The organism is Desulfosporosinus sp. Sb-LF, assembly GCF_004766055.1.
Taxonomy (GTDB): Bacteria; Bacillota; Desulfitobacteriia; order Desulfitobacteriales; family Desulfitobacteriaceae; genus Desulfosporosinus.
In genome coordinates, this window is the sequence record NZ_SPQR01000014.1 from 45,789 (window position 1) to 68,713 (window position 22,925).

The 22,925-nt window shown below is 40.2% G+C and carries 22 protein-coding genes and 1 pseudogene; 10 read left to right on the plus strand and 13 right to left on the minus strand.

Annotation, left to right across the window (positions count from 1 at the left end; genetic code table 11):
• Positions 1 to 313 precede the first annotated feature (313 nt).
• From E4K68_RS17195 to E4K68_RS17210, 4 genes are read left to right on the plus strand one after another with little or no spacing between them, the layout of a single operon-like run.
• The gene (locus E4K68_RS17195) at positions 314 to 2,449 is read left to right on the plus strand and encodes a class I SAM-dependent DNA methyltransferase (RefSeq protein ID WP_135380151.1); all 2,136 of its coding nucleotides are present in this window, start codon (positions 314 to 316) and stop codon (positions 2,447 to 2,449) included.
• Positions 2,446 to 3,414 carry a restriction endonuclease subunit S gene (locus E4K68_RS17200; protein ID WP_135380152.1) on the plus strand — a complete coding sequence of 323 codons (969 nt, stop codon included), beginning with the start codon at positions 2,446 to 2,448 and terminating at the stop codon, positions 3,412 to 3,414. The genes E4K68_RS17195 and E4K68_RS17200 overlap by 4 nt, the downstream gene beginning before the upstream one ends.
• Positions 3,345 to 3,839 (plus strand): hypothetical protein, encoded by a 495-nt coding sequence (locus tag E4K68_RS17205; RefSeq protein ID WP_206751211.1) that lies wholly within the window; start codon positions 3,345 to 3,347, stop codon positions 3,837 to 3,839. Before E4K68_RS17200 ends, E4K68_RS17205 begins: the two co-directional genes overlap by 70 nt.
• Complete coding sequence (locus E4K68_RS17210; protein ID WP_135380154.1) at positions 3,826 to 6,792, plus strand: DEAD/DEAH box helicase family protein; 2,967 nt, start codon at positions 3,826 to 3,828, stop codon at positions 6,790 to 6,792. The genes E4K68_RS17205 and E4K68_RS17210 overlap by 14 nt, the downstream gene beginning before the upstream one ends.
• 299 nt (positions 6,793 to 7,091) lie before the next feature.
• Here E4K68_RS17210 and E4K68_RS17215 read toward each other — a convergent pair whose 3' ends face one another.
• Entirely contained in the window at positions 7,092 to 8,468 is a 1,377-nt protein-coding gene (locus E4K68_RS17215; protein ID WP_135380155.1) for a DUF3825 domain-containing protein, read from the minus strand.
• Between the two features lie 496 nt (positions 8,469 to 8,964).
• Between E4K68_RS17215 and E4K68_RS17220 the strand changes: the two genes are divergently transcribed.
• Positions 8,965 to 9,108 carry an integrase gene (locus tag E4K68_RS17220; RefSeq protein ID WP_135380156.1) on the plus strand — a complete coding sequence of 48 codons (144 nt, stop codon included), beginning with the start codon at positions 8,965 to 8,967 and terminating at the stop codon, positions 9,106 to 9,108.
• 180 nt (positions 9,109 to 9,288) lie between these two features.
• On the opposite strand, the gene E4K68_RS21195 is transcribed toward E4K68_RS17220, so the two are convergent.
• The 4 genes from E4K68_RS21195 to E4K68_RS17240 form a co-directional block, all read right to left on the minus strand.
• Positions 9,289 to 10,461: a hypothetical protein gene (locus E4K68_RS21195; protein WP_158291451.1), complete on the minus strand. Its 1,173-nt coding sequence runs from the start codon at positions 10,459 to 10,461 to the stop codon at positions 9,289 to 9,291.
• A gap of 110 nt (positions 10,462 to 10,571) precedes the next feature.
• Complete coding sequence (locus E4K68_RS17230; protein WP_135380158.1) at positions 10,572 to 11,039, minus strand: hypothetical protein; 468 nt, start codon at positions 11,037 to 11,039, stop codon at positions 10,572 to 10,574.
• Between the two features lie 281 nt (positions 11,040 to 11,320).
• Positions 11,321 to 11,521 (minus strand): hypothetical protein, encoded by a 201-nt coding sequence (locus E4K68_RS17235; RefSeq protein WP_135380159.1) that lies wholly within the window; start codon positions 11,519 to 11,521, stop codon positions 11,321 to 11,323.
• Positions 11,522 to 11,641: 120 nt separating this feature from the next.
• On the minus strand, positions 11,642 to 12,355 hold the full coding sequence (locus E4K68_RS17240; protein ID WP_135380160.1) for an endonuclease/exonuclease/phosphatase family protein: 714 nt from the start codon (positions 12,353 to 12,355) through the stop codon (positions 11,642 to 11,644).
• Between the two features lie 134 nt (positions 12,356 to 12,489).
• Between E4K68_RS17240 and E4K68_RS20830 the strand changes: the two genes are divergently transcribed.
• Positions 12,490 to 12,645: a hypothetical protein gene (locus E4K68_RS20830; RefSeq protein WP_206751212.1), complete on the plus strand. Its 156-nt coding sequence runs from the start codon at positions 12,490 to 12,492 to the stop codon at positions 12,643 to 12,645.
• Between the two features lie 528 nt (positions 12,646 to 13,173).
• Here the strand turns inward: E4K68_RS20830 and E4K68_RS17250 are convergent.
• Positions 13,174 to 13,422 (minus strand): hypothetical protein, encoded by a 249-nt coding sequence (locus E4K68_RS17250; protein ID WP_135380161.1) that lies wholly within the window; start codon positions 13,420 to 13,422, stop codon positions 13,174 to 13,176.
• A 454-nt stretch (positions 13,423 to 13,876) separates the two neighbouring features.
• On the opposite strand from E4K68_RS17250, the gene E4K68_RS20835 reads away from it, so the two are divergent.
• The gene (locus tag E4K68_RS20835) at positions 13,877 to 14,044 is read left to right on the plus strand and encodes a hypothetical protein (protein WP_206751213.1); all 168 of its coding nucleotides are present in this window, start codon (positions 13,877 to 13,879) and stop codon (positions 14,042 to 14,044) included.
• 21 nt (positions 14,045 to 14,065) lie between these two features.
• On the opposite strand, the gene E4K68_RS20840 is transcribed toward E4K68_RS20835, so the two are convergent.
• A complete protein-coding gene (locus E4K68_RS20840; protein WP_206751214.1) occupies positions 14,066 to 14,206 on the minus strand; it encodes a hypothetical protein in 141 nt (46 codons plus the stop codon).
• A gap of 66 nt (positions 14,207 to 14,272) precedes the next feature.
• Complete coding sequence (locus E4K68_RS17260; protein WP_158291453.1) at positions 14,273 to 14,686, minus strand: hypothetical protein; 414 nt, start codon at positions 14,684 to 14,686, stop codon at positions 14,273 to 14,275.
• Positions 14,687 to 15,367: 681 nt separating this feature from the next.
• On the opposite strand from E4K68_RS17260, the gene E4K68_RS17265 reads away from it, so the two are divergent.
• Positions 15,368 to 16,075: a two pore domain potassium channel family protein gene (locus E4K68_RS17265; protein ID WP_135380164.1), complete on the plus strand. Its 708-nt coding sequence runs from the start codon at positions 15,368 to 15,370 to the stop codon at positions 16,073 to 16,075.
• 772 nt (positions 16,076 to 16,847) lie between these two features.
• On the opposite strand, the gene E4K68_RS17270 is transcribed toward E4K68_RS17265, so the two are convergent.
• The gene (locus E4K68_RS17270) at positions 16,848 to 16,931 is read right to left on the minus strand and encodes a LysM peptidoglycan-binding domain-containing protein (protein ID WP_135380179.1); all 84 of its coding nucleotides are present in this window, start codon (positions 16,929 to 16,931) and stop codon (positions 16,848 to 16,850) included.
• Positions 16,932 to 17,049: 118 nt separating this feature from the next.
• On the opposite strand from E4K68_RS17270, the gene E4K68_RS21515 reads away from it, so the two are divergent.
• Both E4K68_RS21515 and E4K68_RS20725 read left to right on the plus strand, forming a co-directional pair.
• Positions 17,050 to 17,172, plus strand: coding sequence for a hypothetical protein (locus tag E4K68_RS21515; RefSeq protein WP_282433003.1), 123 nt, complete (start codon positions 17,050 to 17,052; stop codon positions 17,170 to 17,172).
• A 22-nt stretch (positions 17,173 to 17,194) separates the two neighbouring features.
• A complete protein-coding gene (locus E4K68_RS20725; protein ID WP_199241815.1) occupies positions 17,195 to 17,371 on the plus strand; it encodes a hypothetical protein in 177 nt (58 codons plus the stop codon).
• Between the two features lie 3,218 nt (positions 17,372 to 20,589).
• Here the strand turns inward: E4K68_RS20725 and E4K68_RS17275 are convergent.
• The 4 genes and pseudogenes from E4K68_RS17275 to E4K68_RS17285 all read right to left on the minus strand — a co-directional run bounded on the left by E4K68_RS17275 (position 20,590) and on the right by E4K68_RS17285 (position 22,909).
• A complete protein-coding gene (locus E4K68_RS17275; RefSeq protein WP_158291454.1) occupies positions 20,590 to 20,946 on the minus strand; it encodes a hypothetical protein in 357 nt (118 codons plus the stop codon).
• 28 nt (positions 20,947 to 20,974) lie between these two features.
• A pseudogene (locus E4K68_RS20460) lies at positions 20,975 to 21,178 on the minus strand (hypothetical protein); the annotation flags it as partial.
• A gap of 70 nt (positions 21,179 to 21,248) precedes the next feature.
• Entirely contained in the window at positions 21,249 to 21,803 is a 555-nt protein-coding gene (locus E4K68_RS17280; RefSeq protein WP_135380166.1) for a DUF2284 domain-containing protein, read from the minus strand.
• Between the two features lie 128 nt (positions 21,804 to 21,931).
• Complete coding sequence (locus tag E4K68_RS17285; protein ID WP_135380167.1) at positions 21,932 to 22,909, minus strand: uroporphyrinogen decarboxylase family protein; 978 nt, start codon at positions 22,907 to 22,909, stop codon at positions 21,932 to 21,934.
• Between the last annotated feature and the right edge of the window lie 16 nt (positions 22,910 to 22,925).

A 22,925-nucleotide genomic window follows, 5' to 3' on the forward strand; every position in this document is an offset into this window, starting at 1 on the left:
TAGAATTTAAATACATTTAAGTTACGAATATTAAATTGATTTATTGAAATTTTTAGAGCTATAATATATTTCGAGGTGAAATTGTTTTAAGTATTAAAAAACATGGATATTCTTTACGATAATGGTATAAAAAGGAAGGATCTGACTGGAATAAGTACTACTTTATTAACCAAGTAAGGCAGAAATGAAAATGGATATATTATGGGGAAATTATGCAATGCTTAAGTTGCAGTAACGAATATTGGGAATATTATATAAACTAACTATTTTTTGTTAAACAGTATCGTATATAATATAGCATAGGAGTGTTTACATGGACGATCAAGTATATAATCAAATTATTACTTTTATTTGGAATATCGCAAACGATTGCTTGGTTCACATATACAACAAGGGCGATTACAGAAAAATTATTTTACCTATGATAGTTATTCGCCGTTTCGATGCGGTGCTCGAGCCGACAAAAAAAGAAGTATTGGAGTTTAAGAAACAACTTGACGAAAATGATGTTTTAGAACAGGATGATGCTATTTGTAACATTATTGGGGAAGCATTCTGCAACAGTTCTCCATACACATTGAAGGACTTGAAAGCAAGAACCAGACAGCAACAGCTTCGTGCAGACTTCAGTTTATATCTTGATGGTTTTAGCAAAAATGTGCAGGAGATTATCGACAAATTCAAATTCAGAAACGAAATCGACACATTGGTGGATAACGACATCCTTGGAATGCTTATAGAAAAGTTTGTTGACCCTCAAATCAACTTGGGCAGTCGCCCAGTTTATTATGATGATGGCAAAACCATCAAATTACCTGCACTCGATAACCATTCAATGGGTACTGCCTTTGAACACCTACTTCTTCGATTTAATGAAGAAAATAATGTAACCGAGGCCGGTGAACATTTCACCCCAAGAGATATCGTTGAACTGATGGCGGACATTGCATTTATTCCAGTTGCCCATAGAATCACCAGCACAACCTACCGCATCTATGACGGTGCCTGCGGTACTGGAGGTATATTAACTGTTGCTGACAATCGTATCCATGAATTAGCTGAAGCAGCTGAGAAAAAGGTTTCGATACATCTCTATGGACAGGAACTTCAGCCAGAAACTTACGCTATTGCCCGAGCTGATATGCTTATTAAAGGTGAAGGTGAACAGTCGGAACATATTTTTTATGGTTCGACCATATCCAACGATGGCTTTTCCAGGGAGACCTATGACTTCATGATTTCTAATCCACCATTTGGGACCCCTTGGAAGAAAGACCTTGAAGCATGGGGCTACAAAGATAAGAAAGAAATCACCGATAGTCGATATATTATAAATTATAGCGGTGACCCCGAATACACCATTGTTCCGAACGTAGGTGACCCACAGATGCTTTTCCTTGCTAACAATGTTAGTAAAATGAAAAAAGACACCCAACTAGGTAGCCGTATTGTTGAAGTACATAGTGGTTCCTCGCTGTTTACCGGTAGTATAGGTGGCGGTGAAAGCAATCTGCGCCGTTATATCATCGAAAACGATTGGTTAGAAGCGATTGTAGCGTTGCCAGAAAAGCTGTTTTACAACACCCCTATCGGCACTTTCCTTTGGATTGTGACAAACAAGAAGCCAAAGGAACGTAAAGGCAAAGTTCAATTGATAGACGCTACCTCATTGAAAGCATCGCTTCGCAAGAACCTTGGCGAGAAAAATTGTGAAATCACATATGATATTCGCAGGCAAATTATGGATATATATATGGCTTTCGATAATGCAAATTCAGAATACAGCAAAGTATTTGATAATATTCAGTTTGCGTATTACTCTGTTGATATTTTAAGACCTTTACGTCTTGCTGTGCATTTGACCGATGAGAACTTTGCTCTATTTAAAAAGAATGTCGATGATAATCCACTTTATAGTGTGTTAGTAGCCGTTAAGGAAATATTGTACCAAGAATCGCTTCTTGACTACAACGACTTTATAACCCAAGTGCAAGTTGTTGCTACAGGGAAAAACGTAAAAATGAATACAAAGCGCGAGAAATTGATTCGCACTTATTTTACTATAGTAGATGAAGCGGCCAAAAAGGTGTACAAAAAACAATATCCAAACGAAGAACCGAATCCCTTGTACGGTAAATTTGACCCAATAGCGGAGGGTTATGCCTCTACTGTTGAATTTGAAAGCGACAAGGACTTGAAGGATAACGAGATAATACCACTCTCCTATGAAGGTGGTATTGACGCCTTTTTCAAAACTGAAATTTTACCATTTACACCCGATGCATGGATCGATGAGGATTCTACTAAAATCGGTTATGAACTTAGCTTTACAAAATATTTTTACAAGCCTGTTCAGCTCCGTGATTTGACAGATATCATTGCTGATATTAAAGGCATAGAAGCAGAAACAGATGGATTACTTGCAGAAATAATTGAGGTTGATTTATGAGCGCAAAATTGACAACTTATGAGAAATATCAACCAACGAATCTTCCTTGGCTTCCTCAAATTCCTGGACACTGGACATTGTTGAGAAATAAAACTGTTTTAAAAGAGTGCAAAACAACCGTTGGTGAGAAATCGTCCGAATATACTTTGTTGTCATTAACTGTTAATGGCGTCATAGTAAGAGATATTGAAAGCGGTAAAGGGAAGTTTCCAAAAGACTTTGGTAATTATAAAGTGGTCGAAAAAGATGATATTATTTTTTGTCTATTCGATCTTGATGAGACACCTAGAACAGTGGGATTATCTCGTTTTGATGGGATGATTACTGGTGCATATGATGTTTTCAAGATTCAGGGAATCATTAAGCGTTATCTTTATTACTACTATCTTTCACTAGATAACGTAAAGGCTCTAAAACCACTTTACACAGGTCTTCGAAAGGTAATAAATGTACCTGTTTTTCTCGGGGCAAAATTACCAGTCCCACCTCACGAAGAACAGGAACAAATTGTTCGTTATCTTGACAGCCAGACTTCTAAAATAAAGAGATTTATTAAAGCAAAAAAGAAACAGATTGCCTTTTTAAAGGAGCAACGAGTAGCCGAGATAAACCATGCTGCCACCAAAGGCGTCAACACTGCTGTGAAAATGAAGCCAAGTTATGTTAATTGGCTTGGGGATATTCCAGAACACTGGGAAGTCGTTCAAAGCAAACGACTATTCACACAAAGAAAAGAAAAAGCACATTCGGATGATGTTCAACTAACAGCTTCACAGAAGTATGGTATTATTGAACAGGGCGAATTTATGAGGCTAGTAGGACGCAGGGTTACAGTTGTGCTAAAAGGCAGCGATATTCTGAAACACGTTGATCTAAATGATTTTTTGTCATTAGCATGCGTAGCTTTCAAGGCGGCTTGGAGCATAGTAAAATTCGGGGATGTATCAGTTCAGCCTATGTTATGATTATTCCAGGAGAACATGTAGAACCTGCATATTTTCGTTGGTTGTTTAAATCTCCTGATTATATCAAAGCACTGCAAAGCACCTCTGATCTTATTCGTGATGGACAAGCGTTGCGTTTCTCCAACTTTGCAGCGATTCCGCTGATAAAGTTCAGCAAAGAAGAACAACTTGAAATAGCAAATTATCTTTCTGATAAGACAACTAAAATCGACGCGCAGATTAAGATGCTTCTAGATGAAATCCAGCTATTGATAGAATACCGCACCAGCCTCATCTCCGAAGTGGTAACCGGCAAGCTAGACATTAGGGGCATTGAGATTGAGGACTTTGTAGAAGAACCAACAGGTCTTGACAATCTTGAGGAAGATGTCGAAGCTGACGATGATTTTGAAGAAGCGGAGGAAGTACTCGATGAAGACCAGTAACACTAAAGAAGATGGATTAGAAAACTTGATTGTTAATTGGCTTGTCAACAACAACAACTTCGAACAAGGTCAAAATGCCGACTTCAACAAAGACTACGCCATAGATGAATTTCGCCTATTTCGCTTCCTCAAGGATACCCAGCCGGTCAAGGTTGCTGAGCTTCATATCTTGGATAGCGAGATTGAGAAGACAAAATTCTTGACCTACTTAAGCGAGAAGCTGCGTACCCTCGGCATCATCGATATTTTCCGGAAGGGTCTGCGCTATAAGCATCTTGTGCTTGATATGTTCTTTGTCATTCCTTCTACAGGAAATGCCAAGGCAGTAGAATTGTTTAAAAAGAATATCTACAGCGTGACCAGACAGCTCATGTATTCCAAGGAAAATGCGAGGTTGGCATTGGATTTCGCAGTTTTTATTAATGGTCTTCCTGTAGCAACTTTTGAACTCAAGAATCAGCTGACCAAGCAGAATGTAGACGATGCTGTTCAACAGTATAAAAAAGACCGTGACCCTAAAGAATTAATTTTCAACTTCAAGCGTTGTATTGTTCATTTCGCAGTAGATGATAACGAAGTAAAAATGTGTACCGAACTAAAAGGCAAAAGTTCGTGGTTCCTACCTTTCAATAAAGGCACCAAGGAAAGTGGCGCAGGTAATCCGCCAAATGAAAATGGTTTAAAGACTGACTATCTATGGAAATATTTTTTGACCAAGGTAAAGATGGCAAACATAATTGAGAACTATACTCAAGTCATAGAAGAAGTAGATGAGGATACAGGCAAAAAATCTTACAAGCAGGTATTCCCAAGATATCATCAGATTTCCGTGGTCGAATCATTGCTCTCAGAAGCGCAGAAAAGCGGCACCGGGCAAAAATTTCTCATTCAGCACAGCGCAGGAAGCGGCAAGTCTAATTCAATAGCATGGCTTGCACACCAGCTCGTGACAATCCAGAATACAAATGGTAATATCTTTGATACGGTTATTGTTGTTACCGACCGTATCAACCTAGATAAGCAGATAAAGAATACCATCAAACAATTTATGCAGGTATCTAGCACAGTTGGTTGGGCAAATGATTCTACCGAACTGAAGAAATTGCTAGCAGAGGGTAAAAAAATCATTATCACCATTGTTCACAAATTCCAGTTTATACTTGATGACATTGAAAGTTTCCATCAGAATAGCAATTTTGCCATTGTCATAGATGAGGCGCATTCCAGCCAAAGCGGTAGTTTGTCTGCGAAGATGAACATTGCCCTGTCCGGAAGCGTCAGTGAGGACGATGATGAATTAGAAGATAAAATCAATACCATCATAGATGGGCGTAAAATGCTGCCGAATGCCAGCTATTTTGCATTCACAGCAACACCAAAAAATAAGACCTTAGAGATTTTCGGCATTCCTTATGTGGTAGATGGAAAAACAAAGCACCGTCCGTATCATACCTATACGATGAAGCAAGCCATCGAAGAAGGTTTTATCAAGGATGTACTGAGATACTATACGCCTGTTCAAAGCTTTTATAAAATAGCAAAGACTGTTGAGAACGATCCGATGTTTGATAAGAAAAAAGCGCAGAAAAAGCTACGTTCTTTCGTAGAGTCCGATAGCTATGCTATCGCTCAAAAGGCAGATATGATGGTTGACCATTTCCACTCAGCGATCATTTCAAAGGGCAAGGTTGGTGGCAAGGCTCGTGCTATGGTCGTTACAAGCAGCATTGCACGCGCCATTGAATATTACTATGCCATCACTAAGAAGTTGGAAGAGCGCAAGAGCCAGTTCAAGGCTATTGTCGCTTTCTCAGGCAGCAAAGAATATGGCGGCAAGCCCTTAAACGAAGTCAGTATTAATGGTTTCCCGAGTGCACAGATTGAAAAAATGTTCAAAAAAGATCCTTATCGTATTTTAGTCGTAGCAGACAAGTTCCAGACCGGCTTTGATGAACCATTGTTGCACACCATGTACGTTGATAAAGTGCTGACAGGTATTAAAGCAGTGCAAACACTGTCTCGCTTAAATCGTGCTATTCCACAGAAGACAGACACGTTTATTCTGGACTTTGCCAATGATACAGAAACCATCAGAAATGCATTCTCGGATTATTATAAGACAACTATCCTTTCAGATGAGACCGATGCAAACAAACTAAACGACCTCATTGTTACAATGGAAGACTTGCAGGTGTATAACCAAAGTCAAATTGACATCCTAGTGACTCTGTATTTGAACGCAGCTGAAAGAGATAAGCTCGATCCAATTCTTGATATTTGTGTAGAAAACTACAAGCACCTTGAATTTGAGGAGCAGATTGAATTTAAGAGTTCTGCAAAAACATTCACAAGAACCTACAATTTCTTGTCTGCTATTCTTCCATACGGCTCAGTGGAATGGGAAAAGCTTACTATCTTTTTAACATTACTCATACCGAAACTACCTTCTCCGAGGGAAAACGATTTGTCCGAAGGAATCCTGGAGGCAGTTGACTTGGAGAGCTACCGTGCTGAAGCCCAGACAATGATGTCCATTGCTCTTGAGGACGAGGATGCAGAAATCGACCCAATTCCGGTTGGAACTGATGTAGGTATCCATGTGCCAGATATGGATTTTTTGAGCAACATTCTTGCATCTTTCCATGAGATGTTTGGAGACAAAGACTGGACTGATACAGAAAAAACCGGTAAGAACATCTCCGAATTACCTGAGATCATAAGACAAGATGAGGCATATCAAAATGCCATAAAAAACTCTGATAGGCAGAATGCTCGTGTTGAAAGTGAACGTGCGCTAAAGAAAGCTGTCATGGATATGATGTCTGTAAATATGGAGATTTTCAAAGCCTACAACAGCGATGCTTCCTTCAAACAATGGCTATCTGATATGGTGTTTAATGCTACTTACAATATGGATGGAGCAAATTCAGCAGGTTCTCATACGTATGCGTAAATAATAGTTTGCAGGTTATTATCAGATTATCTTAAATATCCACTCATATTAAAAAGCAACTGCCTTCCAGCAGATGCTTTTTAATATGAGTGGATATTTACTTTACTTATTCATCCCAACCTCAACCGTAACCTTCTTGCCCTTTTCCCCTACCGAATAATCCTTGTGATATAGCAGTACACTCCAGTTTCGAGAAGGTATTCGCTTGCCTTTCAGCAATAGTTCTTAAACGTTATTCATTTATAATTATCAGACAAGCCTTTTTAGATCTTCTTAAATTGATAGCTAGAAATTATTTATCAGGACAATTGATTATTTATCTGTATTAATTCAGGGGTTAGCCAATCGCTTAGTGGTTTACAGACTAACCTTGAATTGTTATATGCCCAATCCAACTCAATAATTGTATGTCCCAGATAATTCCCACTCCCTGTACTTTCCACCACTAATGCTACGTCCACTACTGATTCTTTATTCAAAGACAACGGAAGAAGTAATGTCATTTTTCCGCCTTTAGGATAATACATTGGAATTGCAGTTTTATAATTCCATGCTACCCTTTTTACTGCTAAATCAATAGCTTCAGAAATTCTGTCTTTAATTCTTTTGAATACTTCTTTATTTATGTCGATCGCTTTTGAAATATTTGACCATATACTTAATCTCTCGTCCCGAATCTGTTTCTTCTGAACATCATCAATTAGTGTCATTATATCGGGGTAGTCGTAACATTGCTTTATCAAAAAATCCATTGGAAGCCTTTGCGTGTTTTCAATTATTATATGTCTATAGTCAGGTCTCGGAGCCTGATCTCTAAGCGACCTGTCTGAATCGATCATATAAACCATATCATTTATACTTCTAAAATATGTAGCAGGTCGTGGTAGAGGATTAAAAAATCTAATCAAGTCTTTTCCTAACTCTTCTTCAGCTTCAACGCAAAAACCTTTAAACCTCCATTCTGATTGACCAGATGGATTTGGCACAAACATGGCATAAATATACTCAAATCTCTCATCCACTAGCCCAGTATTAAAAGCAGCGTAATTATTGGTCTCCATCACTTTACTCTCTCTCCAAAGTTTAGAAAACGTAAATCTTAAATAGTTCCAGAGAATATCATTATTGTTATCCTCACTTCCATAATACCATTTTTCTGGTAAAGCCATATCTCTCAATTTTTGAACGGTTTGTCTCCAATCATTCAAATAGGCCCAAGTCATTAATAATTCACCAGGGTCGGTTGCAATATCAAATTTAATTTCTTTGCCATGAATAATACCAACACAGAACCAAGGTTGTAATCCTTTATTATTATTTGGCTCAAATTTTAGGAATATTGATTCTCCGTTTATTGTAGTAAAGTGAGTATCAAAATATATTTTCGTAGCATTATTAATATCCGATGAGCCGATCTTTTGCCTATCTTTGTAAATTACAAAATCATCTTCTACAGCACTTGAAAAGACAATATTTATATCTTGCTCGGTATTAATAAAGGAATTTTTTAAAGAAGCCAATTCATTAACTTTTTGATAATAACTATTATGAACATGTCCAAAGTCTCTAAACCTTGTGAAATTGTCATTGAACATAGATCCCCCACACCCTTCTTTTATGTAAAGCTTTATTGTCCTTGAATCCTTGACCTCAATTCTACGATTGTGTATTACCATTGCTATGAAACACTACCCAAATGCCAATGCCTCAAATATGCTTTAACCAATAATCTATTACTTTCCACATCTTTCCTTTAACTCCTCCCAGGGTAGCATAAATAATCCAAGAAAAACAAAGAAAGCCAGACCGTTTATAAAAAAAAACGATCTGGCTCAATATGTTCCCACATACACTCTGTCACCCTAAAAAGACAATCACCTTCTCAAACCCGCTCATACCAAGGCTTTCAGTCAAGGCAAATATAGCACTATCAAGCACTCCACGTGCCCTGTCACTACAAAAGAGCTATAATATTATATTCATATTGTCGTAACCAACGAATATCGACAAGCGCCTGGAGGTGCTTCAAACCGAGCTTCTGAAACTAGCCAATACCAAGTCCGATTACGAGCATGTCGCTGATGAGATTTACCGCCTACGCTAAGAGAAACAAAAGGTGCAGCTGGAAAGCGCCGGACGGGACGGGATGAGCTGAAAAAGCGGATTTCTGATATGGTCATATTCCTACGAGAACAGGCCACAGCAATTACGGAATATGACGAGCCGCTTGTCCGATGGTTAATTAAGAAAGTTATCTTTGGGGAAAAATTCACCGTTGTATTCAAGTCAGGATTGACGGTGGGTGTGAATGTATAATGGTAAAAATGGGCAAGGCACCTACGTTGATTAATTACAATGTAGGGTGCCTTGATTCTTTCTGGTATACGGTTAGCTTCCCTAATCTTCCATTGGGGTCGTTGCCTACCGTGACGATATCAAAATACCACCAATTGTGGAAAAAGCAGATTTGATGCTTTCTGACGAAGGATTTGCCCGTTATATTATGTCGCCATCATCAAACGGGTCGCCACATTCCGGGCAGAACTTTGGCGGGCAAGTTTTATCCTCCGGCTCCCAACCGCATTTGGCACATAGGTATTGCGGTAACCCGGCAGGTTTTGCTTTGCCACACTCGGGACAGAATTTGCCTTTGTTCACTGCGCCACAGAAACACGTCCAACCGTTTGTCGCAGTTTCCTCATTGACTACTTCCACCAGCTCGGCATCTATTACAATATCCTCCGAATCAATGACGAAATTATTTGCGGCATCGTATTCGGCAAACTCTTCCGGCGACATATGAGCCATTTTGGACAGATGTTTTTGGAGTTTGTGCGTCATTGGCTTGAATGTAGCTAGTGTAAGAACGCCCGAAATAGCTCCACCGAGTATCGGTATAACTTTGCCTACACTCTTTGCAAATATATCTTTGGTCATTCTTTGCCCCAGAATTGCTGCAATTTTCTTCACAATCGGATAATACCACGTTTTGGTTAGTGCTTGGGCAGCAATCTTTTTTGCAACAGACTTCATTGCTGTTTCACCGAACAGTTTGGTTAGAGCCTTTTTAGCCGCCTCCACGCCTGACATCACACCAATAAACAAGACAAGTTGCGACTCCATCTCAGCGTCAAGATCGGATGATTCAGTAAATATCTCGTCCCAGCCATATATGTACGCAAGTTCCTGCGCAACACGGATAATGTGACCGTAGAACTGCACCAAGTCAGCCGGGATAGAAGCAGCCATAGCAAGCCCGCCCGGTATGCCCGCCACTGTTGATACAGAAGTTACCTTGATGGTTTCTGCATTAATTACATTTTCAGCCAACTTATCCAACTTCTCAATCGGAATGTTGGCGTTAAGAGTTCCCTCCGTGATAGCCTTTTGCAACTGCGCTGGGGTACACAGCTTGCTGAGGTTCTTCGTTAGGAACTCGGTACGGTCGATGCGAACAAGCGGTAGCTTTGCTGCGCCCTCAATGACTGAGGTGAATGATAATTGTTGAGCCATAATAATCTCTCCTTTAATTAAATGTCTTGTGGTTCTTTGCCATTTCGATGTTTCGTGGCACGAAGATAACTTTGCCGTTCGCCGTGCATTATACCGTGTGTAATTCACGCGAGGAAGGAGGTAGTAACGCTGTTCATGCTGATGTACCGAGTCCATTAGGAAAGCCTGCATGAGTCATAACCTTTCATCATTTGCATGTAAGCAGGCTTAAGATATGTAATTTCCAACTTTCGCTGCTCCCTTACAGCTAAGCTCAGATCCCAAATTCAATTTAATAGAATTTTATCATGCCTAACAGGTAGATAATGCAAGCGTTCATTGCCGATAACTCCAGTTACATGCTTGCGAGTGTCTGAGATGCACTGAGCCGTGATCTTGTCTAGTAGAGAATTAAGCTCTGGTTTAGTAAATGCTCTGCTTTCTATGAGTATTTTAGCAATAGCTAACACCTCTTCTTGGGTAAGCCAAGCGCCGACACGCCTTAATAGATAACCATTCTTAAGGCGATCGTATTCGATGGACGCCATAACACTCTCCCCGCGCAGAGCCTCATCTTCTAAATAAACCCGCAAAACATCAATATCACGTTGAATAGCTTTCTCACTCACGGAAAAGTTTGCTGCCGCCTGTTGCTTGTTGACGACAGAACCCTTGTTAAGACTGTCATACAAGGATAGAACCCGGTGAACTTTTACATATGCTTCTTTTTTATCGACTTCTCTACTCCTATCCATACTAGCAAGTCTCTTCAGCTTGTAGTGCAAATCCGATACTGCAGTTATAGTTTACTTTTAGCAATACTCCTGTAGTTCTTCTTTAAAATACATATTTCCTGCATAAAGCGTAATGTTTACCAAATTTAATATTTAATGACATTAAGCGACTCTCAATCTTTTCACATCTAGCCTTTATATTTAAGTTTATGCTTATTTAGACAAAATTCACACCCCTTAGTGATCTACCCATATAAACAGAGTCAGTGCTGAAATGGCTTGCACAAGTCTGCGAGGTATGGTCAGGTCTTTCCTCGAGTACTCTTATTTTTCAGCCCCAACTTAGCCAAACTCTGCTCATCAGCCTGAGCCAGTTCGATACTATTAACATCCATAGTTTTCTCTTTTGCTAAATCAGTATTACAATAAGGGCATAGCCACGATCTGTGCTCACTTGCGCTATATGATGCCTTGCCACAAACTCTACAGTTCTTTCTTAACAAGATAACAACCCCTTCGGCTTTTGTTCTATATTAAGAATATCAAAAAGACATGGACAGAATTTGTCCATGTCTAAATAAATAATATAATAAAATCAGTCTAAGATCCTATGCCGCTATTCATCACTCAAAAGTAACAGATATGGGCGAATGATCACTTAGTCCAGACCACTCTTCATATGAACCAATATCAACGCCATTAATTCTTGCCAATAGGTTCTCCGAGGCAAAACAGTAATCAATGTGATATGGCTTGTCCTTCTTTCGGTACATATATAAAGTGGGTTGAGTCTCTTTCCCTTGCTCCTCACCATTGAATACATGGTAAGTGCTTTTGATTCCTTTTTCTTTGAGATAGTTTACAACATCCGTATGGGTTCCAGCACGTTTGGGACTCTCATTATCCCAGATAACATTACTGTTGAAATCCCCACATATAATAGTCGATTCGTCGAGTAGTGAATCGTAGTATTTCAATGCCAGCCATATTTGAGCTATGTACCTACGAAAAGGGTTCACTCTATCGTTCATCGCCCAAATAGCAAATAAGATAAATTTAGTGAGGCCTTCTACCCTCATTGGGAGTATATATTTGAACTCAGGGTTGTACATTTCATGAACGCTAAGTTTATATTGAGATGAGGAAAAGACGCCTAGACCCTTTGACTGATTTTCACCGATCCATTGTTTATGACCAGATTCAAACAAAGAACTCAGGTTAGAGTATCTATCTAGGTTCTCACACTCGGGAACTACCAAAATATCTGGTTTGTAGGCCAGTATAGAGTCGTACTTCTTCCTGAAAGCCATATTACAATTCCAGGATATGATCTTCATAATGCTACCTCGATTTCGTTAAAATGCCGTTATTTATGGTAATTCAGGACTAATACGATCGCGACTTAGTTGTAGCTATCATTAGGATAGCTCAAAATTAACCCCTTTTCTCAAATAAATGGGCATACTAAACAATGAGAAAGGAAGTGAAAGCAATAATGGAATATGCTATTATTGGCTTTTTTATAGGAGTTTTAGGAACCTGGTATTTGCTGCGGTGTATGCGGGATGACATTCGAAGTGGGAAGTTCTGGCGAGACGAAAATGGCGACTTCCACATGGATAAATAGTAATTATATTACATCTGCCCAATTCATCAGGTCATCTCGAAAGGATGTTCCATAATCTAATTCACTTTCAAATGTCGATGGAACCTCAAGCCGGAGCAGTTTGCTGTGCTGACACTGTCTATCCGGTCGTGCCCGGTTCCACCAGTATACCTAGTGTCTCATGAGCCATCTGTGCTGTCCAGCGGTGCCTGATATTATGCCTCCTCACAACGTCCCCGCTCTTGCCCTTCGGAAATGCTGACGTGTTGGCTTCTGACACCAACAGTACGTGCATATGGCAGCTTTATCTACTTTACTATAATCCATTTTAGATCTATAGTAACAGCTAGAGTCCTATTCTTTGCTGCAATTCGTGCCGTTCCTTAAAACAAAATGCGTTGGTGTGAGAATTTCTATCTTCTCAACCAACGCATTAAATATTTCTTCATCGAACTCTTCCAGTAGTGAATCCCTGCTGTTTATTGTCTCTAGAATTTCGTCAAACCTTTGCTTCAACCCATCCTTTGATTCGATTACCTTATCATACTCCTATCTTTTCTTTCGCACTTTCCCCAGCTCTTCAGATATGGTTTTGTATCCCTCATTATAAACCTCTGGATCGATGTTGTTACTAACCTGAAACCGGATAAGCCTCATTAACTCATTTTTCAATCCTTCTATCCGTTTATCCAAAGCTTCGGTCTCTCGACTATCCGGTTTTAGCAAAATAATCGTTTCAAATTTGCAGTCATATAGAAGGAAAGTTACCCACACTTTCCCCAATCTCCAGATATACATTCCGTACATCCCCCGACATGGATGAGCTTGCACTTACACACTGGGCATTTATCATTCTGGATTAACCAGTCTTCACAGGGTTCCATGCAATAGGTCTTTCTATCGCAATCAGCACATATGTCTTCCATCTTACCCACCCTCGCAGTACGTATATTTAGCCAAACTCTTATTCTTTTATAGCCAGATTTAGTTAGAAAATCAATGAAGACGTTATCTTTAGCCATTTATTTTACCATTTTGTGTCAGGTAACAAGGCCGAGAATATCATGTAATATACTGGAAAGGAGGATGTTCAGATGTTATTTTGTGGTGCAGGTATCGCTATCGTAGTTGTTGCTATTCTTATCCTTATTTCTATGGGCATTGTATTCTAATCCAAGATCTTTTTCCCTATCTCTAACTCTTGCTGCAGTATACCCAGCCCTCCCCTTTTTTGAGGAGGGCTGATTACTTAATGCTCAGATTGGTTAGTTGTCCTAACCTCTCGGTTTTATGTTTGTTGGACAGCTTGTCCGGGTGTGGGTGTATCGGTTGTAACAACCGAAGCACATTGACAGGCTTATCTTCCGTAGAAATGGGCGTTGTGTCGGTTAGTGTATCTGTTACAGAAGAGACTGTTTAAGGTTGTACCACTGGCGTAACATTAATCTGACTCTGAATCCGGATTTGGATTCCACTGAATAGTTGGCTCCGAGAAAACTGCAGCCATAGTTGCCGGGTAGGTTAGTGATGAAACGAACGTCTGCTGTGCAGGATGATCTTGTCGAAACAAGTAAACGTCCAAACGTTGTTCTGATAGCCCCTGGTATCAATATAATACTTTCCAACAGCGGCCCAATCTGTAACCCCTTCATAAGGAGAACGGTGGCGTTAGAATGTTTCGCTCGTTCTTAGGAAGAGTGTCAATTTGGAAGTGATAACGGAACCCAAGCCGAATTCTTCCGACGGTATTCAAGCTATCCTCAACATCAAACGATATAACCATCGTCTTATCATAGGCTGTGGTATTAATAACTGCCTGTACTTCAAACTCTCGATCCGGCCTGGATAAAAACAAGGGTAGTAATTTTACAATGAGCTCGATCTTAGTCTTGGCAGCTGGTGCTGTAGCAGCCTGGGTACTTAATAACGTTAGTGAGACAGCCGCAGGGGTAACTTGCAGCCCGGCGCTTGAAGGTAGCACAATTGAGGCTGCTGTCCTTAATTGTGTTAATGCAACGAACTGGATCGACATACCCACACTCGCCGGGGTGTTGATAGGCACATTTGCATTGAGCGTTTTACAATAGCCCGGAAGTGTAAAGTCAATCAGAAAGGTAAGGTATTGCTCACTAGCACGGTGGGTAGCGCGTTATTGACTGTCCAGGCTTGCATCCCCACAGCCCCGTTTGACGCGGATTGTATATCCACGGTTAGGCTAACGTAGAAGTTAAAGGTCAATTTCGCAGATATTGGTAGGTCTATGGCCCCTGTGCGGACCTCTAGCTGTATCGGGGGTACCAGCGTGACGGTCATCACAACCGAGACCAGGATGGCTTGGATCGGTCCATCAGCCCTAGCCCTACAGGCACAGCCGGGACTAACTCGACGGACATCCTTGGGTTAGTACTTTATTTGCGGAGATGTGGACCATTCAACCGCGATGCTTACCGTCACCTGGGAGCCCTAAGAAGTGCTTATAACAGGTTCCTAGTTGGGTGCAAATCATAAATATACTTAGAGAAGTATACAATTTCCATAAATCATGTACACACGCGACAGACCCGTTGAACCTCTATAAGATCGTTACCTAATATTTAGGGGGTCAATTTCGAAGAAGCTAAACTAGTTCGACCAGTGATTTCTAAAAAGGCAAGAAATGTTAAAGCTGCGGTCGTATTTTAGGTTTTAAAGAAACACAGATTTAATTATATGGAATAATATGGTGGTAGAAAGGGGTGAGGGAATGGGTCATTTGGAAAAATCGAAGGGTTTATACCCTCCGCACATATGGTATCCGTCACAACAATGCCCTATAAATTCACCTTTTGTAGGGGAAGGGAAGGGAGCCATCTACTCTTCTAACCCTTTCTTAAAACCTGGGCATCAGTCAGCGGGACCGACAGAACGGGATATTGCAGTTGCCGATATTTGGCCTTTATTGCCTGCAGCTGTTGGGGCCGCAGCGGCGATTTTATTGCTGCTTATGGTAAACCATAAGCAATGGAAGGATGAGAGCGACAATGGGAGTTCTAAAGGATATCCTGAGCCACAGGATACTCCGGTCGGGTCGGCTGTAGTCGTCATTTATTCAATAATCGCAACTGCAGGTGTATCATACTATGTGTTTAGGGTGTTAACAGCTACCGACGGGCATATGCTTACAGCATTTATTCCGGTGGTCTCGGCCATTACTCTTTTAATGATTTATTTTGCAGTTGCTTATGACCTCGAATATCACATGGTTCCGGGAAGTTTTACGGGAAATCATTTCGGAAATGACATCGTCACTGAATTATTTACGTTCGTCTATTTTAGTGTTACAACCTTTGCTACTGCAAGCATGGGAGACTTCTCGCCAATCAGTAATGCCGCAAGAATTCTAGTAACTCTTGAAGTCATGTTCTTTATATATATCTTTACAATGGGGATTGTCTTTTTTGCCGATTCCTAAGACGTTAGGAATTAAATTAGTCTGGACACTTTACAGATGTCATGTATATATTTATGCGCCTTAAGAATTAACCCTCCAGACCTATTTTCCTGTTATCATTTTATATATGGCGTCCGTCACAGCTTTGGCTTGGTCGGCCTCTTGAATTTTACCGGTCTCTCCCATTTTGAGAGGTTGCATAAAAATATCACCGTTAGGTATAGACGGCATATTCTCAAGTTTCCGAATGTGTTAACACTGAGCCAGCCCCACTGCCTTCCTTGCGCATAAGCAGTTGACCTGCTTACTGCGTCGCCTCGAAGTAGGAATCAATCTTAAATTCTATATAGACCCTGCCCGTCTTTCCTGACCAGTGACCAATTGCATGTCGATGTTCTCTTCACACCGTTTGAAAATCGGGATCATGGTATACATGGCAAATTCAAGACTTTAGTGCTCAATATTGTTGTTAGTGAGTGACCGAGAAGTTGGTTTAAGTGTTGTGGGACCCGGTATATACGGCAGATGTCCTCAGTTTGAAATGATTTACTCTCTAGTAATTGGAGCTCAAGCAGTATTTTTTCGTCCTTGCACCGGGTTCCGTTCCACCGTTTGCAGATCAGCGGGTTTTTAAGTGAATATGCTGATAAGCGACTCAATCTATGAAGACGTATCATCAGAATCTTAACATTATAGCCTCAAACTTTTGAAGGTCTTTTTTTATCCATTGTTAATAAGTTGAATAACGTTATATCCAAAAGGCGAGGCTTAACCCTTGCCTTTAATTTACTTTTTAATGGACTCTAACTTTTTGGCCCGGATAAATTCGATGTGGATTATAGATATGAGGATTTAAACGCCTCAAATGATGGATCAACTTTCCATCTCCTCGCTATTTGTTTTATAGTATGCCACGACGATTTATTACCATTATGTTCCACATTAACCATACTGTGCATATTATGAATTATCTCTTAACTAAGGAGGAAATCGATATGGCATTCGGCGGAGTTGATGGAGCTGCTTGTGGTTGTGGAACAGGACGTGGCTTCGGTGCGGGAATCGCGGCAGTTGTAGTTATAATTCTTCTGCTTATCGCAATGGGAATCGTATTCTAAATTTAGAAAGGTGGAATTTTTAATGTACGGAATGGGTTATGGTGGATTTAGTCATCACCATGGTGTATGCTGCCCTGCTCCCGTTGCCCCTGTCGCCCCGGTTGCTGCATATGGCTATGGTGGCGTCGGCGCAGGAGTCGGTGTAGGAATTATCGCTATTGCAATCCTGATTCTTATCGCTTTAGGTGTGATCTTCTAACAAATACTTTAAAAGGCTATCATCATTATTGGTGGTAGCCAGTTCTATTATAGAAGGAGTTGATCTTATGTTTGGTTTTGGATTTCTTCCCTTTGCTCTAGGTTTAGGTTTAGGGGCTACTATAACAAGACCTCGCTATTACCCATCCGCATATCCCTATGCCTATGCACCATATCCTTACGGATGGTATTAGTATTTGACTATATTGACAATTAGTCAATTATAGAAGCTCAACGCTTTATCACTAACGAAAAATACTTCTAAATATAAACTAAGTAAAGGAGAGCTTAACGCTCTCCCTTTTTGTTTCCATGAAGTCCAGCTACAACAATTCCAATTATGTTTAATAACAGTCTAGGATGCTCCTACCGTGCTTTTTCATCACCCTCACGTCCCTTAAGGCCCCGGTTCCTCATTGGTAAGTGTCCACCCTTCCCAATAATCTAGAGACCAATTTACCCCAAAGCAAAATCGTACTTCTGGATAAAAATCGCAACTATGTTGTAAATACAAAGTAACTAAACGCAAAATTAGCCCACCACATCATCCTAACCACTCTCAACTGGCTTTTTAAATCCCTTTTTGCGGCGTGTATTAAATAGATGCATAGTAAGTCAACTCCGACCACTTCACATAACAGGTACGTTCACTGGGACCATCAATCATATAATCCTTAAAAACGAAGCTATTATTTTGTACAGCTAGTTTACAAAGGTCTATTTCTTTGTATCCTCTAGGATTGTTTTTTATTGTTATGTCCCCCGCAGATACGTTACGAGCAAGTCCAGAATAATGTTTGCAGACACCTGAACCGGAAAAAGTAGTTACTTCACCCTCTGGCTTGACGCAGTACTTGCATAACCCCAGACAACGACACCTAAAAACAGATATGCTAGCGAGGTAACTTTGCATATCTGTCTAATGTACTGCGGTAAGCTGTTTTCCCCTGCAATATCAACCAACTTGTCGTCAGTATATGTTACGATTACTGACTCAGAGTTTTGCTTGTATGCTAACCATAATTCTACAGTATTATCATTCTTTCTTTTTGAATCTTGGATAGCCCAATTCTTTGATGCCATTACACTAACCAACTTTTTCTTATCAGCTCATATACAATTATTCTTGATCAGTTGCTAAATTAGCGTAGGAGGAGTGTTTCAAATCAGCTAATATTTTGCGCTAATTACAAACTTAACCCACCTAGCAGACCACTCAACTACCCCGAGCTTCTTTACTAAGCCGTTTCGCCCTTCCCCGATCTGTGAATGAGCAGGCTACTGGGTATTGTTGTACTTTAGGGCATTATCAGTTTTACATTCTCGCCATGTTTGATTTATAGAATTGCTAAGCACATTCTTTAGCCATTAGTCTATCCTTACATCTTTTCTCTCACACCATGAACATTCAATGGACATGCTGAATAATATACATCAAGAACCTTCTCAGTCTTATGGGATTCTAAATGGGGAGGTGACCAGGAATGCCTATATGGATATTTGGTATATTGGGATTATTAGGGATTTTAGTTGCATTATTGGTATTGATTTCTTTATGGTTCATCGCTGCATCTGCAGCAGCTTAATGTTTTTGCCTAGGTTAAATGCCTAGGCTTTACATTGTGACCGAACCGATAAATTTCTACTAAACTCAAATTCTATAGAGTCATTCCATTTAGAAAATCACTTAACTTCAGCAGTTCCTCTTTAACTTAGCCGGGGCACCCTTCCCTAATCAGGGATTGATCAGGCGATCATTCTCCAAATCTTCATCTATCATTCCAACTGACGTCGTGTTTGTGCTGGTGGATAGACGGACAAATTCACAATCCGATAAACTGCCGCAATATCACTTTTTCGATTACTAGGGACTGCTATAGCGAGACCTCGCTATTACCCATCTTCGTTTCCCTATGCCTATGCACCGTATCCTTACGGATGGTATTAGTATTGACCATTTAGTCAAATATTCAAGCTCAGCGATTTAGCAGTTATCCTAAAAAACACCTTCTATGAAATATACTAAGGAGAGCTTAACGCTCTCCCTTTTTGTTTCCCTAAAGTCCAGCTACAACAATTCCCATTACGCATAATAACAGTTTGGGATGCTCCTACCGTGCTTTTTCACCACCCACACATCCCTTAACGTCCCCGGTTCCTCATTGGTAAGTGTCCACCCTTCCCAATAATCTAGAGACTAATTTACCTCGGAGCAAAATCGTACTTCTGGATAAAAATCGCAACTATGTTGTAAATACAAAGTAAACTAAACGCAAAATTGGCCCACCACAGCACCCTTATCACGCTCAACTGACTTTTTAAATTCCTTTTTGCTACATAATTGACAAGATGCAAAGTAAGCCAACTGCAACCAGCTTGAAATAATGCAGAGCGTTATGGCCGACAAAGTAATTTGCTATTGAACCTTCCGCAGCTCCATAACTTATTGCTTACATGTTTGTAAGGTAATCAACTATGTTTAACCCTTCATTCTCATTTTGAATTTACCAACAGACTAACTTCGTGTTTTATTATTGGCAAACATTCTGTTTTGACTCGCCAAGTTTCAAACCGATCAATACCCCTAACTCCTGGAATCAATCTGAGGAAAAACAAGGTTGTTGATTTTTCGCTAAGTATTCTCTACAATTTTACCCCTATATCCCCACGCGATTGTCCGACTAATTACGCTCAACTCTTGAAGGCTACAAAGAACCTTATCCTTTGGTTTCAAGACATAACTCTATTGCCGATATACAACTAAGCAATAATTTTGCAGTTTGAGGCTCTATCATTTTACTCACCATGTTTACAATTAAACAGAAACTCTTTAATTCCCGCTATATCGTATGAATGTTTACAGTTAGCATCATTATCGTCAGTCTACATTACTAAAATCACGCCATAGATGTCACCCAGAAGGTCATAGATGAGAACTTTTGCCGAACGTTGAATTAAGATGATCGATATAAATTGGAATAACGGCTCATTTTATTCTGCTTATTCAGATGATTAGGGAAAACCATTAATCCAAAAAACGGTACTGTCAAGAGTTTTTCGCAAATTTGTTTCCGCTTGGTATGATGGCAAGGCTTATCTCCCGTTGTGCTGCTGCTATCATTAAGGACCTATCTCTTTTTTAAACATTATGGAACAATACACCCAAGATTTTAAGGCCTTTTGTTGCTCGTCCAAGTTCTTTTATTTCATACGGTATTTCTATATAGTCGCATTGTCGCCTTTCACATGCACAATATACGGGCCTTTAGAAACCAATAGCCAGAGGAATAAACTTAAAAGTCCGAAAATCGAGTTTAAAGCTCCCAGAACCCATATCCGATTATCCCAGTTAAAGGAAATAAGCATCATTCCCACACTTCCCATAACAGTAATAGAGCTAATCATCAAGGAAGAGGCTGATCCCGTATCCTCCTTTTGCTGTTCAAGCATTAGATTGGCACTGGGCGGACTGATGACACTTCCTGCCAATGTGGACGGAAGCAACGAAACTGCAAACCAGCAAGGGCTTAGATTTCCAAAAATGCAGATAAGCAACCCGCTTAGGGAAAGTACCAAGTAACATACACTTATGATTGTATTACTTTTAATTCGCCTGAAAATCCTCATATAGACCATAGGGCCTAAGACCATGAACACAGCACACCACGGCCGTCAGTGAATATTGGTTCGTGCGGATAACTTCAGGAGCCTTACGAAGAATATCAAAGCTCGCCTGAATAATCGGTTTCCCTATGACGTTTTTCAACTCATCCAGAGTACGGTCCCAGTCTCCACGTTCGTCATCTAAAGTCGGTTTATTGCAGTTATACCAAGGTTTGGGAGTATCTTAATCTCCATGATGCCCTCCAGATATTCAATTACATTTTGAACAGTATCAAAGCTACATACGAAACGGTATTTTGACCGTTATTGTAAGAAATTCCGTAGGCTTTTACTAGACTCATTACGTCAATTCCATAGGCTTCAACGGATGATACGGCTTTATCCAAAAAATAGCACTCTTTCCCAACTAAATGAGCGCATTTCTTGCAATACATGCAAGGTCCTGCACTTAAGGGGAGAATCTCTCTAAAGACATCGTTATTCTCCACATGTTCAAGGATTTTTCTAAATATTTTTTCGTGATTGGCTTGTCCCTCTTGCATTCCTTCCCAATCAAACGAATCCTCTAGCTGATGGACAGTCTGAAATAAAAGGCCTCGGTCAAATTCCAAGGCCCGCTTGATCAAATCACTGATCGGTCCGACCGTAGGTGGGCACATCCAGTTCTTATCGTATGAGCCACATGAATTCTCTTCACAGAGCTTTCTAAAATCTTCACTGAAAGGAATTTTTTCAACTTCAACGAGCGATGCATGAGTCGCGTTTAGAGCCAGGGCTTCCTTGACAAAATCGTTTAGAACCGTTTCCATATCGATCGCCCCTAATTTGTAAGATATTGCATTTGTGATAAGTTCAACCTTGCACCATTTTCGCAGTCCACTAATTCTAAATTAGAAATAGTGGACTGCTTTCAAAAAGACGATGGCTAACCAAGAATTCAGAACATTTCTTTACTAATTTTATCGATTTCTTCACTTGTCGTCTCATAAACACCCGGGAAAGAAGAGAGATTCAAACCCTGGCTTAAATTAGGAACGTAGTATAATTTTCCACATCGTTTGCAGGCTATTGCAATATATTTAGCAATTTCTTCGCGTGACCAGGCAGGATGATCAACTACGCCACTGTCGATATCTCCCATGAAGGAGATTTTACCGCCATATTGTCTGATCAGTTCGGGAATATTGTTGGTTGTCATCGCGCCTTGCCAAATATCAATACCCATTTCGATCATAAAAGGAACTAGGTTAGCAGCATAGGAATCACTGTGGTGAACGATCAATTCGACACCATTGGCTTTATAAAAACCATATATTTTTTTGTAAGCCGGCAAGAAAAATTCTTTAAACATGTCAGGCGAGATGAATGAGGATTTCTGGCTGCCCCAGTCGTCATGATGGAAAAGGGCATCCGGATGAATTCTTTCAATCAAAACTTTGGCATAATCGAGCTCACGTTGGGTAAGGGCGTCAACGAATTCATGCATGGCTTCCGGCTCTTCATAAAGAGCCATTAAGGCATCTTCCATACTCATCAGGTGATGCGTCATTTCAAAAATGCCGGGTGCAACGAAGGCTGTGACAAATTCCTCGTTACGATCAACAGCATTGGCATGGGCGATCGCTGGAGCCCAGGCTTCATCAGACGTCGCTATCGGAGGTATTTTCACGTATTTCTTCCATTCGGTGATATCTTTTAAAACCTTGTTGCCATCTTGATGCACAGGGAACATACCAATTTGACCTTCTGGCCAGTTCCACGTAATACCCCATTGATCTTTCCATCTCTGACCATAATTAAACTCTAGGCCTAAGGGTGCTTCCAAGATGATATTCATAAACTCATATTGATTGACAAACCGATCTGGATTTCCACCTTTAATGGTTTCCATTAAATTCTGTCTCTTCGTTAACATCAATTACGACCTCCTT